The organism is Leptothrix sp. (in: b-proteobacteria) (genome assembly GCF_965250675.1).
Lineage (GTDB): Bacteria > Pseudomonadota > Gammaproteobacteria > Burkholderiales > Burkholderiaceae_C > Sphaerotilus.
On the sequence record NZ_CBDFPH010000011.1, the window covers coordinates 475,104 to 489,391 of the forward strand.

At 65.3% G+C, this 14,288-nt stretch carries 17 protein-coding genes; 16 read left to right on the forward strand and 1 reads right to left on the reverse strand.

Annotated features, from left to right (window positions below):
• Positions 1-67: 67 nt before the first annotated feature.
• Positions 68-1,408, reverse strand: coding sequence for an argininosuccinate synthase (argG, locus tag AC5IG3_RS16750; RefSeq protein WP_491907421.1), 1,341 nt, complete (start codon positions 1,406-1,408; stop codon positions 68-70).
• A 191-nt stretch (positions 1,409-1,599) separates the two neighbouring features.
• On the opposite strand from argG, the gene AC5IG3_RS16755 reads away from it, so the two are divergent.
• The 16 genes from AC5IG3_RS16755 (at position 1,600) to AC5IG3_RS16830 (ending at position 13,220) form a co-directional block, all read left to right on the forward strand.
• Positions 1,600-2,088: a Cache 3/Cache 2 fusion domain-containing protein gene (locus tag AC5IG3_RS16755; RefSeq protein ID WP_491907422.1), complete on the forward strand. Its 489-nt coding sequence runs from the start codon at positions 1,600-1,602 to the stop codon at positions 2,086-2,088.
• A 79-nt stretch (positions 2,089-2,167) separates the two neighbouring features.
• Positions 2,168-3,757 carry a methyl-accepting chemotaxis protein gene (locus AC5IG3_RS16760; RefSeq protein ID WP_491907423.1) on the forward strand — a complete coding sequence of 530 codons (1,590 nt, stop codon included), beginning with the start codon at positions 2,168-2,170 and terminating at the stop codon, positions 3,755-3,757.
• Positions 3,758-4,052: 295 nt separating this feature from the next.
• Positions 4,053-5,384, forward strand: coding sequence for a tyrosine-type recombinase/integrase (locus AC5IG3_RS16765; RefSeq protein WP_491907424.1), 1,332 nt, complete (start codon positions 4,053-4,055; stop codon positions 5,382-5,384).
• Between the two features lie 38 nt (positions 5,385-5,422).
• A complete protein-coding gene (locus AC5IG3_RS16770) occupies positions 5,423-5,701 on the forward strand; it encodes a type II toxin-antitoxin system RelE/ParE family toxin (RefSeq protein WP_491907425.1) in 279 nt (92 codons plus the stop codon).
• A gap of 15 nt (positions 5,702-5,716) precedes the next feature.
• A complete protein-coding gene (locus tag AC5IG3_RS16775; RefSeq protein ID WP_491907426.1) occupies positions 5,717-6,037 on the forward strand; it encodes a HigA family addiction module antitoxin in 321 nt (106 codons plus the stop codon).
• A 5-nt stretch (positions 6,038-6,042) separates the two neighbouring features.
• Positions 6,043-6,615, forward strand: a complete 573-nt coding sequence (locus AC5IG3_RS16780; protein WP_491907427.1) for a hypothetical protein — start codon at positions 6,043-6,045, stop codon at positions 6,613-6,615.
• Between the two features lie 100 nt (positions 6,616-6,715).
• On the forward strand, positions 6,716-7,753 hold the full coding sequence (locus AC5IG3_RS16785; RefSeq protein WP_491907428.1) for a hypothetical protein: 1,038 nt from the start codon (positions 6,716-6,718) through the stop codon (positions 7,751-7,753).
• Between the two features lie 164 nt (positions 7,754-7,917).
• Positions 7,918-8,166, forward strand: a complete 249-nt coding sequence (locus AC5IG3_RS16790) for a DNA-binding protein (protein ID WP_491907429.1) — start codon at positions 7,918-7,920, stop codon at positions 8,164-8,166.
• Between the two features lie 35 nt (positions 8,167-8,201).
• A complete protein-coding gene (locus AC5IG3_RS16795) occupies positions 8,202-8,516 on the forward strand; it encodes a hypothetical protein (RefSeq protein WP_491907430.1) in 315 nt (104 codons plus the stop codon).
• Between the two features lie 105 nt (positions 8,517-8,621).
• A complete protein-coding gene (locus AC5IG3_RS16800; protein ID WP_491907431.1) occupies positions 8,622-10,631 on the forward strand; it encodes an AAA family ATPase in 2,010 nt (669 codons plus the stop codon).
• Positions 10,632-10,843: 212 nt separating this feature from the next.
• Positions 10,844-11,281 (forward strand): DUF5681 domain-containing protein, encoded by a 438-nt coding sequence (locus AC5IG3_RS16805; RefSeq protein WP_491907432.1) that lies wholly within the window; start codon positions 10,844-10,846, stop codon positions 11,279-11,281.
• Positions 11,278-11,490, forward strand: a complete 213-nt coding sequence (locus AC5IG3_RS16810) for a hypothetical protein (RefSeq protein ID WP_491907433.1) — start codon at positions 11,278-11,280, stop codon at positions 11,488-11,490. Before AC5IG3_RS16805 ends, AC5IG3_RS16810 begins: the two co-directional genes overlap by 4 nt.
• The gene (locus AC5IG3_RS16815) at positions 11,487-11,732 is read left to right on the forward strand and encodes a hypothetical protein (protein ID WP_491907434.1); all 246 of its coding nucleotides are present in this window, start codon (positions 11,487-11,489) and stop codon (positions 11,730-11,732) included. Before AC5IG3_RS16810 ends, AC5IG3_RS16815 begins: the two co-directional genes overlap by 4 nt.
• 581 nt (positions 11,733-12,313) lie before the next feature.
• Positions 12,314-12,538, forward strand: coding sequence for a hypothetical protein (locus AC5IG3_RS16820; RefSeq protein ID WP_491907435.1), 225 nt, complete (start codon positions 12,314-12,316; stop codon positions 12,536-12,538).
• Entirely contained in the window at positions 12,535-12,882 is a 348-nt protein-coding gene (locus AC5IG3_RS16825; RefSeq protein WP_491907436.1) for a hypothetical protein, read from the forward strand. Before AC5IG3_RS16820 ends, AC5IG3_RS16825 begins: the two co-directional genes overlap by 4 nt.
• The gene (locus tag AC5IG3_RS16830; RefSeq protein WP_491907437.1) at positions 12,879-13,220 is read left to right on the forward strand and encodes a hypothetical protein; all 342 of its coding nucleotides are present in this window, start codon (positions 12,879-12,881) and stop codon (positions 13,218-13,220) included. The genes AC5IG3_RS16825 and AC5IG3_RS16830 overlap by 4 nt, the downstream gene beginning before the upstream one ends.
• The last annotated feature ends 1,068 nt before the right edge of the window (positions 13,221-14,288 follow it).

Genomic DNA, 14,288 nt, shown 5'->3' on the forward strand with positions numbered 1-14,288 from the left:
CAGCAGCCCAACACCAACAAAAACGGCGCCTTTCCGGGCGCCGTTTTTCATTCAAAAAACCAAGCCATCAACCCTTGCTTGACTGCTCCAACTGCGGAAACAACGCATTCCCCTCCGCCGACAGCAGCCCGACCGAGCTGTACAGGCCCAGCTTGGCGCGGGTGTCGACGATATCCAGATTGCGCATGGTCAGCTGGCCGATGCGGTCAGCCGGCGAGAACGGCGCGTTCTCGACCTTTTCCATGCTCAGGCGCTCGGGCGCGTAGGTCAGGTTGGCGCTTTCGGTGTTGAGGATGGAGTAGTCGTTGCCGCGGCGCAGTTCCACCGTGACTTCGCCGGTGATGGCGCGCGCCACCCAGCGCTGGGCAGTTTCGCGCAGCATGAGGGCTTGCGGGTCGAACCAGCGGCCCTGGTAGAGCAGGCGGCCGAGCTTGCGGCCGTTGTCGCGGTACTGCTCGATGGTGTCTTCGTTGTGGATGCCGGTGACCAGGCGCTCGTAGGCGATGTGGAGCAGCGCCAGGCCGGGGGCTTCGTAGATGCCGCGGCTCTTGGCTTCGATGATGCGGTTCTCGATCTGGTCGCTCATGCCCAGGCCATGGCGGCCGCCGATGCGGTTGGCTTCCAGGATCAGCTCGACCAGGTCGGTGTAGACCACGCCGTTCAGGGCGACCGGGCGGCCTTCCTCAAAGCGCACGGAGACTTCTTCGCGCTTGACCTCCACCTCATCCTTCCAGAACGCCACGCCCATGATGGGGTTGACGATGCGGATGCCGCTGCCCAGGCTCTCGAGGTCCTTGGCTTCGTGGGTGGCGCCTAGCATGTTGGAGTCGGTGCTGTAGGCCTTTTCGGCGCTCATCTTGTAGCCGAAGCCGTGCTGGGTCATGAAGGCCGACATTTCGGCGCGGCCGCCCAGTTCGTCGATGAACTGCTGGTCCAGCCAGGGCTTGTAGATCTGCAGTGACGGGTTGGTGAGCAGGCCGTAGCGGTAGAAGCGCTCGATGTCGTTGCCCTTGAAGGTGCTGCCGTCGCCCCAGATGTTGACGTCGTCTTCCTTCATGGCCGACACCAGCATGGTGCCGGTGACGGCGCGGCCCAGCGGCGTGGTGTTGAAGTAGGTGACGCCGGCGGTGCTGATGTGGAAGGCGCCGGACTGCAGCGCGGCAATGCCTTCGGCGGCGAGTTGCGCGCGACAGTCGATCAGGCGGGCCAGCTCAGCCCCGTACTGCATCGCCTTGCGCGGGATTTCTTCGTAGTCGGGCTCGTCGGGCTGGCCGAGGTTGGCGGTGTAGGCGTAGGGCAAGGCGCCCTTGAGCTTCATCCAGTGCAGGGCCGCGCTGGTGTCGAGGCCGCCGGAGAACGCGATGCCGACTTTCTGGCCGAGGGGCAGGTGCTGGAGGATGGTTGACATGGGCTTGAACTAGGACGGAGTGAGGATCTGAGCCCGCTATTTTCGACGCAATTCAGAACGCCCGGATTGCGCCCTTGAAGCAGCGCTTTTTCATGGATTGCACTTTGGGACGATCTCTAGGATGGATGGATCACAAATTGTTTGATTCACATCAAACCTTGAACATTCTTAACCCTGATCAGGAATCGACCATGAACAAGACCGTCATCGCTCTGTCCGCCAGCTTTCTGCTCTGCGCAGGTCTGGCTCATGCCAATGATCCGAAGGCGACGATTGCCGAGCTGGACACCAAGCTGGCCAAGATTGGCGCGGCCAAGATCAACGGCACCGACAAGGTGCGCGACAAGGTCGTGCCGGCCATGTTCTTCGGCGCCCGTCGCATCAACAACAACTACGACGTGGTGGACGACCTCAAGAAATCCAGCGGCGCCACCGCCACGGTGTTTGTCAAGGACAGCGACGAGTTTGTGCGCGTCAGCACCAACGTGCTGACCCCGGAAGGCAAGCGCGGCGTGGGCACGCCGCTGGCGCGTGCCAAGGCCTATGAAGCGCTCAACCAGGGCCAGTCGTATTGCGGCGATGTCGATGTGCTGGGCACCGCCTTTGCCGCTTGCTACAACCCGGTCAAGGACGGCGCGGGCAAGGTGATCGGCGCGACCTACGTCGGCTTCAAGAAGTGAACGCGTCCGCAGGCACGGACACAGACGCAGACGCAGACGCAAGCGCATCAACTCAGAAAGCACTCACCGGGCACTCATCGTGAACCTGTCTGAACAACTCTCCAACGCCTGGGCACGCAGCCGCATCGGCACGCGGCTGATGGCCGCTTTCATGCTCGTGCTGTCGATGGCCGCGCTGGTCGGCGGCGTGGGCCTGTTCTCGCTCTATCAGGTCAACCTGGAATCCGCGCTGCTGGCCGACAAGTGGATGCCCAGTGCCGGCCATCTGTCGGCTGCACGCGAAGGCCTGCTCAGCCACCGCGACTTCGAGGTCAAGCACACCGTCGCCACGGATGAGGCCTACCAGGCCGAATACGAGGACAAGATGAAAGCCGCGCTGGGCCGCGCGCAGCTTGAGCTGGAGGGCTATCGCGCGCTGGCCACCGAGCCGGAACAAGTCACCCAACTCGCCAAGCTGGACAAGCTCTGGGCGGACTACCTGACGGTGAGCGCCAACGTGATCGAGCTCAGCAACACGCAACAGCAGGCCGACGCGCGCGAGATTTCCGACGGCGCCGTCAAGATGGCCTTTGACGAGGCGGTAGCAGCCCTCGACCAACTCAGCGCCGACACCTACCAGGGCGGCCACGCCGCTGCAGAGATCGCCGCCCAGGTCTATCAGAACGGCAGGCTCTGGATGATCGGCCTGCTGGCCTGCTCGCTGACGCTCGGGCTGCTGCTGGCCGTGGCCATCACGCGCAGCCTGCTCGCGCAACTGGGCGGCGAGCCGGGCGTGGCGGCCGAAGTGGCACGCGCCGTGGCCGAGGGCGACCTCAGCACCACGGTCGTTGTGCGCCCGGGTGACACCACCAGCCTGATGGCACGCCTGCGCGACATGCAACTCGGCCTGTCGCGCGTGGTGTCCAGCGTGCGCGAGGGCTCGGAGAACGTCGCCAACGCCAGCGCCGAAATCGCCCGCGGCAACAGCGACCTCTCCAGCCGTACCGAGCAGCAGGCCAGCGCGCTGCAGGAAACGGCCTCGTCAATGGAGCAACTCGGCTCGACCGTGACGCAGAACGCCGACAACGCCCGCCAGGCCGACCAGCTTGCCCGCGCCGCCAGCGAAGTGGCCGTCCAGGGCGGCCAGGTGGTGAGCCAGGTGGTCGACACCATGCGCGAGATCAACGACAGCTCGCACAAGATTGCCGACATCACCAGCGTCATCGACAGCATTGCCTTCCAGACCAACATCCTGGCGCTGAACGCCGCCGTGGAAGCGGCACGCGCCGGCGAGCAAGGCCGCGGCTTTGCGGTGGTGGCCGGCGAGGTGCGCCTGCTGGCACAGCGCTCGGCCGACGCCGCCCGCGAGATCAAGCGCCTGATCGCCACCAGCGTCGAGCGGGTCGAGCAAGGCACCGCCCAGGTCGACCAGGCCGGTGAGACCATGCAGCGCGTGGTCATCTCTGTCGAGCGCGTCAGCCAGATCGTCAACGAGATCAGCTCCGCCAGCGTCGAACAAAGTGCGGGCGTGCGACAAGTCGGCGAAGCCGTCACCCACATGGATCAGAGCACGCAGCAGAACGCCGCCCTGGTCGAACAAAGCGCCGCAGCCGCCGACAGCCTCAAACAGCAAGCCCAGCAACTGGTGCAGGTGGTAGCGGTGTTCCGGTTGAACGGAGCGCTGGGATAGCAGCGCAACAGTGCCGCTGGAAAGCAAAAAGCCCGGTCATTGCTGACCGGGCTTTTTGCTTTATTTCATTGGTGCCGGAGAAAGGAGTCGAACCCTCGACCTTCTCATTACGAATGAGCAGAAAAGGCTATTTGCCTTCATTCGTCGCTGTTGATAGACTCCCTACAAATCAATATAAATCAACAACTTACCAGCAAACCGATTCGCTGACGTGTTGATGCGCATTGAGCAGTTTCTAGGAAATCGTCTTACATCCGCCCTTACATCCTGGCCGATGTAAGACCAAGGGGGTCATATGGCAAAGGTTGTCTTCACCGCTCCGCGCATCGCCGCGTTCAAGTGCCCGCCCGACAAGGCGCAGGCCTTTTTCTGGGACACCAACGCGCCCGGACTTGCGCTGCGCGTGACGCCAGCCGGACGGCCCGCCTACGTGTTCCAAAGCGAGTACCAAGGCAAGAGCCTGCGAATCACCATCGGCAGCCCTGACGCCTGGAGCATTCCCCAGGCCCGCGACAAGGCCCGCGAGCTACAGCGCCAGATTGACGATGGCCGTGACCCCCGCGAGGTCAAGGCCGCTGCTGTGGCTGCCGACACCGCCAAGCGCAACGCCGAAGCCGCCCAGGCCCTGACCGTGGGCGAGGTGTGGCCGCGCTACATCGCCGAAGGCCGCCCCAAGCGCCGCGATGCCTGGAAGCCGCGCTATCTGTCCGACCTGCAAGCGATGGCCGCGCCCGGTGGCGAGAAGAAGAAGCGAGGCGCCGGCCTGACCCGCCCCGGCCCGCTGTCGCCCCTGCTGGCGCTGCCGCTGGCCGGCATCAACGAGGACAGCCTGAAGGACTGGTTCGACCGCGAAGCCCTGGCCGGCAAGCATCAAGCCGCCCGCGCCCTGATGATGTTCCGGGGCTTCCTGCGCTGGTGCGCTGGCCGGCCTGAGTTCCGCGCCCTGGTAGACCGCGACGCCGGCAAGGCCGCCGCCATCGTGGAAGCCCTGCCCGAAATCACCCGCCGCACCGATGCCCTGGAAGCCGCTCAGGTGGCCGGCTGGTGGGCTGGCGTGGCGCAGCTACCGAACCCGACCGCATCGGTCTACCTGCGCGCCCTGCTGCTGACCGGCGCCCGCCGCGAAGAACTGGCCGCGCTGCGCTGGGATGACGTGGACTTCCGGTGGCTGAAGCTGACCCTGCCCGACAAGGTGGGCGACACCCGCACCATCCCCCTGTCGCCCTACCTCGCGCACCTGCTGGGCAGCATCGGCCGCGCCAAGGGCAAGGACGGCAACCCCAGCCCGTTCGTGTTCGCCAGCGCCAGCAAGTCCGGCCGCATTGCCGACCCCCGCGCCAGCCACACCAAGGCCCTGCAAAGCGCCGGCATCGACGCCCTGACCCTGCATGGCCTGCGCCGCTCCTTCTCCCTGCTGGGTGAGGCCGCAGGCGCCCCGGCTGGCGCCATCGCGCAAGTCATGGGACACCGCCCCAGCGCCACCGCCGAAGGCTACCGACCGCGCAGCGTGGACGCCCTGCGGCCCTTCCTTGAGCGCATTGAGGCGCACATCCTGGAACAGGCCGGCGTGGAGTTCACCCCTGCCCAGGGCGGGGCACCTGCGCTGCGTGTGGTGGGTGGTGGTTGAGTGTTTGATATGCGTAACGCTACGGGATACAATCAATCATGATTCAGAACTTCCGACACAAAGGGCTGAGGTTGTTCTTCGAAACGGGAAGCACCGCCGGGATTCAGGCAGTCCACGCCCCGAAGCTGGGCGCCATGCTGCGACGCCTGAACGTGGCAACTGACGCCCAGGCAATGAACCTGCCCGGCTGGAAGCTGCACCCTCTCAAGGGCGCTCTGTCGGGGCACTGGTCCGTGTGGGTGTCGGGCAACTGGCGCCTGACGTTCACCTTCGTGGGCGAAGACGCCGAACTGGTCGATTACCAGGACTACCACTGACGCAAGGAGCCTCACATGGCACGCATGTTCAACCCCCCGCACCCTGGCCTGACGCTGCGCGATGACGTGTTGCCGGCTCTCGGCTTGAACGTCACCGAGGCCGCGCAGCAGCTTGGCGTGTCTCGCGTCACCCTGTCGCGTGTGCTGAATGGCCGCGCCGCCATCTCGCCTGAAATGGCCTTCCGCATCGAGGCATGGCTCGGCAAAGAGCGTGGGGGCGATGCCCGGCTGTGGCTGGCCGAACAACTGGACTACGACACGTGGCAGGCTGAACAGCGCGTCAAGGCGACGCCGCTGAACGTCAAGCCAGCACCTGCCGAGCTGGTGCGCGCCTGACCGCCATGCCGGACGCACACCTTGACCCCAAGCCGCCCGGGACCGACTGGGACCGCGTGAAGCGCGAAGCCGCCGCCGATGCGCCCGTGGCCTATGACGCTGCCATGTACCAATACACCGATGGCGGCCTGCGCAACGTCTGGCTGATGAATGGCTACGAGGTCCGGCAGACCCCGTTCGGCGAAGGCTTGGTGATTCACGACCTGGACGGGCTGACCCGTGCCATCTGTCTGGCGCTGGCCGACAAGCAGGGTTCCCTGACCGGGGTGGAACTGCGCTACATCCGCAGCGCCGGGATGCTGCTGTCCCAGCCGGCGCTGGGCAAGCTCATCGGCGTGGACGGGCAGACCGTGGCGCGCTGGGAGAAGTCCGGCCGGGTGCCGCGCATGGCAGACAAGACGGTGCGCCTGCACTACCTGGCACACGCCCGGGGTGATGAGCCCATCCGCAGCGCCGTGGAGCGCGTGAAGACCGTAGAGCGGCTGGTGGGGCAGCGCATCGTGGTGGAAGACCTGCAGGGGCATTGGGCGCCCGACAGCAGCGCCAGCGACTCCGACACGCTGGCGCTGGCCGCCTGAGTTTTCGCCCCAGCTAGGCCCGCGTCGAAACCGGGCTGAAAGACACGGCCCTCGACGTGTCCCGCTGGGGTTCCTCCTGCGAGGCGCATCGAGGGATGCAATGAACGACGAACCCAAGCCAAATGACCCGCTGAGCGAGTACGCAGAACGACTTGGAAAAGCACTCGCAGACCAGAAGATGCGCAAAGAGAAAGCGGCCGAATTGGCTGCACAGCATGCGCCGCGACTTGAACGATTGAATGCACTTCAAGAGCAGCTTGATACGCTGCCTCAACACGAACGCCGGCAAGTGCTGGATGCAATCGGGCAAACCCATGTTTCAGCAGTCCCGCCGCCGTTAGAGCGGGTGCGAAGTTCTGCCCACTTTCCGGGGCCGCTGGAAGCTCACGCGCAGGATTCAGAAGCTATTCAGTGGAACTTGTGGCTGAACCTGCCTCAGGTTGCGCTCTGGGAAGGCGTTGCACTGGTGCTAGGTATTGAGCCGCGCAGCCTGCGCCATTCACAAAATGGATGGATGGCCGGCCCTGGGCGTGGGCCGTTCTTTGAGCCGCGCAGTTTCCCAAGCACGGAGAAGCGCAAGGCGTTTGACGATGCGCTGCTGTTGGCAGACCGCGCGGCGAGTTATGACGGACCGCCGATTCACATCCGACTTCCAGAGCGGAATAAACGAATGGCTATGGTCACGCTGTCGGAAGTTGTGGCGTTTTTTGCCATATGTCAGTGGGCCGACATTCCCGCGCCGCTGCTGGCAGTCCTGAGGACTACACCGCCCCTGGCCATACCCGCCGAACCAGAGACACCACCAACGCCAGCGAGTGAGCAGGCCGCAGAGCCTGCCCCGTTGCCCCTGACGACTGGCGACATAGCGTTTTGCTTCGCTGGGATTCGTTGGGACGAGGAGGGGTGGAAAAAGCCGCTGGGTGACAAACCGAAGTGGCTTGCCGAGTGCGTTGCAATCCCGGGCCGTCGCGGAGTGAGCGAGACACGATGGAACCCCGTCAAGATTGCCGCCGCCCTGTTCGGTGGGGGCTACATCAACCAAAACAGCATTCGCGCCAGATTCCAGACCAAGCCACTGCTGAACCCGTGGCTTGATGCTTGGAAGACCTACGAAGCCGACTATCTCGACAACCCCTGAAACGCCGCCAGAACCCCGGGGGTGAACCCCGGAAAATCAGGGGTAACGCACCGCGAACCCGCATGAATGCTTGATTCCTGAACCCCGGGGTTCTTCGCCCAAATACGGGGTTTTCAGAGTTCGCTCCATACCTGGCCTGTGCTGCCGGGTTCGGAGTTGAACCGATGCAAGCCGCCACCCACCACAGCACCGAGGCCCGCCAAGGCGCCTACGCTGCCGAGTTCCCGCCGCTGGAACTTGAGAACCGCCCCGCAGTAAATACCGCCGCCTGCGCGCACTATCTCGACCGCCGCCCGCAGACTCTACGCGGCTGGGCCTGTCTAGAGAATGGCCCGCTTCGCCCCCTGCGCATCAATGGCCGGCTCGCCTGGAAGACGGCAGACATCCGCGCTTTGCTGGGGGTGTCGGCATGAAAAAAGCCCCGAACACTTTGCAGGCTTCCGGGGCTTTGGGTGAGCAACTTTCGTTCATCGACCCGGCGCCATTTTGCCCGGCTTTCCCGACCCGTGGAACCCTGCCCGATGCGCTGCTGTCGCGCCTGCTGTCTGGCGAGCGCATGACGCAACCGGAATGGCTGGGCATTTCGGGTTCCTGGCGGCTGGCTGCATCTGCTGGCGAACTGGGCGACTTGGGCTGGCCGGTTGAATCGCTGCTGGTGCCCGCCCCAAGCATGACGAACCCGAACCGCAAGATTGCCCGCTACGGCCTGAGTCATGAGGCCGTCGCTGCCGGACTGGCGCTGGTGCGCAAGGGGCAGTCATGACCCGCCGCGCCTTCTGCCTGCTGGCTTTGCTGGCACTGCACCTGCCCGCGCTGGTGCCCGTCCTGGCCGTGCTGGGTGCGCTGCTGCTGAACTGGTGGTGCCGCCATGCTTGACCGCATCGACCACCGCCACGCTCGCGAGGCCCTGAGCTATATCGACCCCGGCCTACCCCGCGACGACTGGCACCGCATCGGACGCGCTGCCATCGCTGCCGGCCTGAGCGTGGACGACCTGACCGAGTGGAGCAGCACCGCGCCGAACTTCCGTGGTGAACGTGACGTGCGCGCCGCGTTCCGCACCGTACGTCCTGACGGTGGCACCGGCCCCGGCACGCTCTGGAAGGCCGCGACCGATGCAGGATGGAAGCCCCCACAAGAGGCCGCAAACGACCGCCCAAGGGCTGCGCCAGCGCCAGCGAGACAAGCGCCAGAACAGGCGTTCAAGCCCCGCCGTAGGCCATCGGCTGCAGAGCGTTGGAACAGCTACGCCCCGGCGACCGAGGCGCACGCCTACATCCTGGCGAAGGGGGGCCGGCCTGACGGTCTGCGCGTGGTGCCGGCTGATGACCCGATGACCGTGGCCGGCCTGCCGGTGGCGGGTGCGCTGGTGGTGCCGGTGCTCGAAGGTGGCGAGCCTGTGTCGCTGCAGTACGTCGCCACGCCTACCCAGGCTGAACGCTGGAAGGCATCCGGCAAGCCGTCGAAGCTGAACATGCCCGGCGCACCGTTGCGGGCTGGCATGTTCACCGTGGGCGAGCTGGTGCCGGGTGGCGTGGCCTACGTGGTCGAAGGCATCGGGCAGGCGTGGGCCTGCTGGAAGGCAACCGGGGCCGCTGCCGTGGTGACGTTCGGCGCTGGCCGCATGCGCGTGGTGGCTCAGGAACTGCGAGCGCGTGACACATCGGCACGGCTGGTGCTGGTGCCTGACGCTGGCAAGGAGCAGGACGCCCGCGCCATCGCTGCCGAGGTGGCCGGCGTGGTGGCCTGCATGCCTGCTGGAAGCCCTGCCAACTTCGACGCCTGCGACTTTGCCCAGGCTGAAGGCGTGGACGCCCTGGAGGTGCTGTTGACCAGCGCCAGCGAGCCGCCCCGGCCTGAACCCCGCTTCAAGCTGCTGGGAGCTGATGACCTGCGTGCCCTGCCGGCGCAGTCCTGGCGCATCCGTGGCGTGCTGCCGTCGCAAGGCGTGGCCGCCGTCTTTGGTGCCAGTGGTTCCGGCAAGTCGTTCCTAACCCTGGACATGGCCGCCGCAATTGCCGAGGGTGGCGCATGGTGTGGCTACCGGGTCAAGCCGGCGCCCGTGGCTTATGCCGTGCTGGAAGGCGAGAGCGGATTCAGGCTGCGCGTGCAGGCGTGGGAGCAGGCGAACCGGCGACCGCTGCCCGATGGCCTGCGCCTGGCGCTGCAGGGCTTCAAGCTGACCGACCCGCAGGACGTGCAAGACCTGGCCGCCGCCGTGCTGGCGCTGGGTGACGGGGCCGTGACCATTATTGACACCCTGAACCGGGCCGCCCCAGGCGCTGACGAGAATAGTTCGCAGGACATGGGCGCCATCATCGAAGGCGCGAAGACGCTGCAGCGCATCACCGGGGGTCTGGTGCTGCTGGTGCATCACAGCGGCAAGGACAGCGCCAAAGGCATGCGGGGGCATTCCAGCCTGATAGCCGCGCTGGATGCCGCCATCGAGGTGACGCGCACCGATGACCGCCGCGAGTGGAAGCTGAGCAAGGCCAAAGACGGCGAGGACGGCACCGCGCACGCGTTCCGGCTGGAAGTGGTCGAACTGGGCGAGGACGAAGACGGCGAGAGCATCACAAGCTGCACCGTGCTCCCCGACCAGCGAGCCGAGGACATCCAGCGTGTGAAGTTGCCCCAAGGTGGCAATCAGCGGCTGGTGCTGGATGCGCTGCGCCCGCTGTTCAAGGAAGGACGCACCGGCAAGCCTGGAGCGCCACCCGTGCGCCCTTGCATCGAACTGGAGGCCGCCGTGACCCGTGCCGCGTCCGCGTTGACGGTGGCCCCTGACCGCAAGACCGAACGCGCCAGACAGGCGATTACGGGGCTGGTTGCCCGTGGTCTGCTGGGTCTAAATGAGGGGTGGCTATGGGTTGTGTGACACCCCGAAATTCCCCGAAAACCCCGAAAACGGAGATTCCCGGGCCCGAAATTCCCCGCCCCCCCTTTAGGAGGGGGTGGGTTTTCGGGGGAGCAGTGCCAGAAGGAAAAACAGAAGCCTTTCTCTGGTGCAGACAGACCCGGAACCAAGACACCACCGCCCGGCCCGCTGACTGCCGGCAACCCTGAAACAACAACCCGAGAACACCGCCCATGAAGACACCCCCGAAACCGCCCGCCCCGCGCTGGAAGCCCGGCGAGAGTGGCAACCCGAAAGGCCGCCCACCCGGCACCGGACAGGTTGCCAAGCTGCGCGCCGCCATTGCCCAAGACGTGCCGAACATCCTGGCGAGCCTGAGCGCCGCCGCACTGGCCGGTGACGTGCAGGCCGCCCGCCTGCTGTTGGAACGCACCTTGCCGGCTCTGAAGCCCGCAGAGCTGCCCCAGGCGCTGACCCTGCCTGATGGCCCCCTGACCGACCAAGGCCGCGCCGTGCTGGCGGCTGTCGCTGCTGGTGAACTTGCACCGGGCCAAGGCGCTGCGCTGCTGAGTGCCATCGGCCAGCTTGCCCGCGTGGCTGAGGTTGACGAACTGGCACGCCGTATCGAGGCCCTGGAAGCCCGCAACACTGAAGGAGGTAACAAGCCATGACCGCATCACTGAATCGCCGTTTGCTGGCGCTGGAATCCGACCATGACGCCGCGCACAAGTGCGCAGCCGAAATGACCGATGCCGAACTGATGCGCATCGCAGGCGTTGGACCGGACGTGACAGATGAAGAGCTTGAACGTATCGCACACGGTAGGCGCATTGACCAGCGCGAACAGCCCACAACACCGAAAGAAGGGAACAACGTATGACCGCATCACTTGAACGCCGCCTAGAGGCCTTGGAAGCCGTTAGCCCTGCCAAGGTACGAACGAGCGGCGCCGTACTGGTGCTACAGGACGACGGCACCTTGCGCCCGATATACGGCCCGCGCGACTACCGCGACCAGTTGCCCGGTGAGGGCGCAGACGACTACGTGCAGTGGCTTGAGGCTGACGGCTGGATGGTCATCGTCATCGAGTACGTGGCCCCGCCAGTCCGCACGCCTGACTGAACATCCGGGAAACGCTCCCGCATGCCCTGGCGCACCATCGGCTGACTTGGAATTTCAAGCGAGATGCCCTCAATTGAACTGAGGGCTTGAACACCAGTTTCGGCAACCTAGGTTCAGCCAAGGTTAGACCTAGGTTCAATCGAGGGTGCCGACTGACTGCGCAGGATTGCGTTCACGGTCGCAAGGGTGTCAATTGAACTGACACCCCTGGCCGCCTCCACACATTGTGGAAACGTCGAGCGCAGTGCGTGCCCTTCATGCCCTGGCGACTTCCGCTCAGAATTGAGCAGAAGCCCGCCACCACCAGTGCCAGCCATCCGCTATGATTCATCCCGTCGCGCACACCGCGACACGGGTTTAGCAGCCCGGAAGATTTGGCGCAGTAGCCGCGCCATCATGGAGAGCGGCTTTTTTCATGCTTCATCGCATGCTGCGCACACGGTCAGCCTTCAATGGTGGGCCGTGTGGGGGAGCCGCAAGGCTCGCCGGTACCAAATCCCGGTCTGCTAACCCCGCACGGTCTGCCACCCCCATTTAGCAGTGGGGACGGCAGGTTCTAGACCTGTTGATTTGGAGCCATCATGGCTGACATCACGCCCGCATCGGGCCGCGCAATCCTGCGCCTTCCCGCGCAACCTTCCCCCCGTTCATCCGTCCCCAGCGAGTACGCCCGCGCCTTCATGCTGCGCCTGGCTCGCACGCTGGCCGAACGCAACGCCACCCGCCGCGCCCTGCGCCGTGCCGAGCTTCGCGCCCGTGCCTATGCCGCTGTTGCTGCTGACCGTCTGAATCGGGGTGCAGCATGAGCGCGACCACCAAGAAGACCGCAGCGCCCGAAGCCATCAAGACCCCGCTTGACCTGGCCGGCCTGCTGGCGCACCTTAGCGAACAGGCACAACCACACATCGGCGAGGCGCACGCACAGTGGTTTGCCAAGACGCCCGCAATGGCCGATTGCATTGGCTCGCAAGCTGCCAGCCTGTGCAACATCCTGGCTGAACTTGACCCGCTCCACCCGCACGACCACGCGAACGCCTTTCATCTGCTGGGCAACGTGTTCTCCCTGCTGGCTGGGCTGGCTGCTGTCGGCGACCAAATGACCCGCACGCACCAGCGCCTTAAGGCAGAGCGCGAAGGCGGTGCAGTATGAGCGCGCCCGACTTCATCCAATTGGCAATGGACACGCTCGGTGATGCCATCCTGGCCGCTGGTGTCCTGACCGAAGCGCACGCCGGCATCCTCAGTGCAGACGAAGACGAAGGCGCACTAGATGCCGCCTTTGATGCCGTCATCAATCGTGACCTGATGGCCGCCCTTGGGCACCTGAACACGTCGATTGCCCTGGCTGCTGTGCCACCACTGGCGCCCACCGAGGGCCGCAGCCGGGCACACCGGCACCGTGTCGCCAAACAGGAACGCAAGCGCATCGGCACCGTGGCGCAAGTCGTCCGCGTGCTGGTGCTGCAGGCCGTCCTGAACACCCCCTAAGCCCCCCCAGAAGGCCCGCAAGGGCTGATTGCTGGCCGTAGCCCTGCTGGGCTGCTGCTGGCTGACGCGCACGCTTGTACGTCACGCGGCGAGGGGGCTTTTACGCTTGTCACCCCTTGCCATGCGTCCCGGCTCGGCTGCGCCGTTCCAATCCTGCAAGAGCGAGAACCTACGAAAGCAGGAGCGCAGAGGCTGCAAGCCGTGACGCGCGTAGGAGAGGTGCCCAGACCTTGAACACGGCCGCTGCAGGCGCTGGAATCAGCCTACAGCCCGGATAAGCGCCCGTCCCTGTCCCAGCGGCATGACGACGACTTCCGGCAAGTCCCGAACCGACCTTCACCCGTCGGCTAGGGTGAGGCTTGCCGGTGTCACAACCCTCCCGAACCCGCAGCATCCCCGCCGAAGGCACCGGGACAAGCGTTCCCAGGCGAAGCCTAGGGGTTCTTCCGCTTGGTGGCCGGCTCAGTGGTCAGCCTGACCACCCCTTGACCTGATGAGGGACGCTGGCTCCCCGGTGCTTGACCTGTCGCCTGTCCACAGTCTGTGGGTGGGATTGAGCCGCAGAGCCTGCCGCTGACACTCGCCTCAACTCTGAGGGCATCCCGAGGGTGTCGATTGAACCGACCCCCCTTTGCACTGGCCGTAGTTCTGCTGGCAGTGCCCGAGGCATGCCCCAAGCAATGCCCGAAGCATGCCGGCCCGGTAAATTTCTACCGGGGTTGGATTTGAAGTCTGACCCTCTGGCAACCTTTCCCCGAAGCTGGGGAGAAGGTGCCCCACACGGTGTGGAAGACCCGATGCGCGTTTCTGAGCATCGCCACCGGTGCCGGGCTTTCCGCCCACCGGTGGTGGATGGACCACCGTTGCAGGCTTTCCCGCCCTCAGATTGAGGACGGGCTACCGTTGCAGGCTTTCCTGTATCGACCTGGCGCAGAACATCGCCTCAGTTCTGAATCGGTGTGCGTGGTTCTTTCCGGGACTGGAATCAACCCGCCGCCCGCGAGGCTCCCGACGCTGGTGGAAGTCCGGCATTCGCTGCAGAACTGCGGGCAGTGACCACCGACCCCG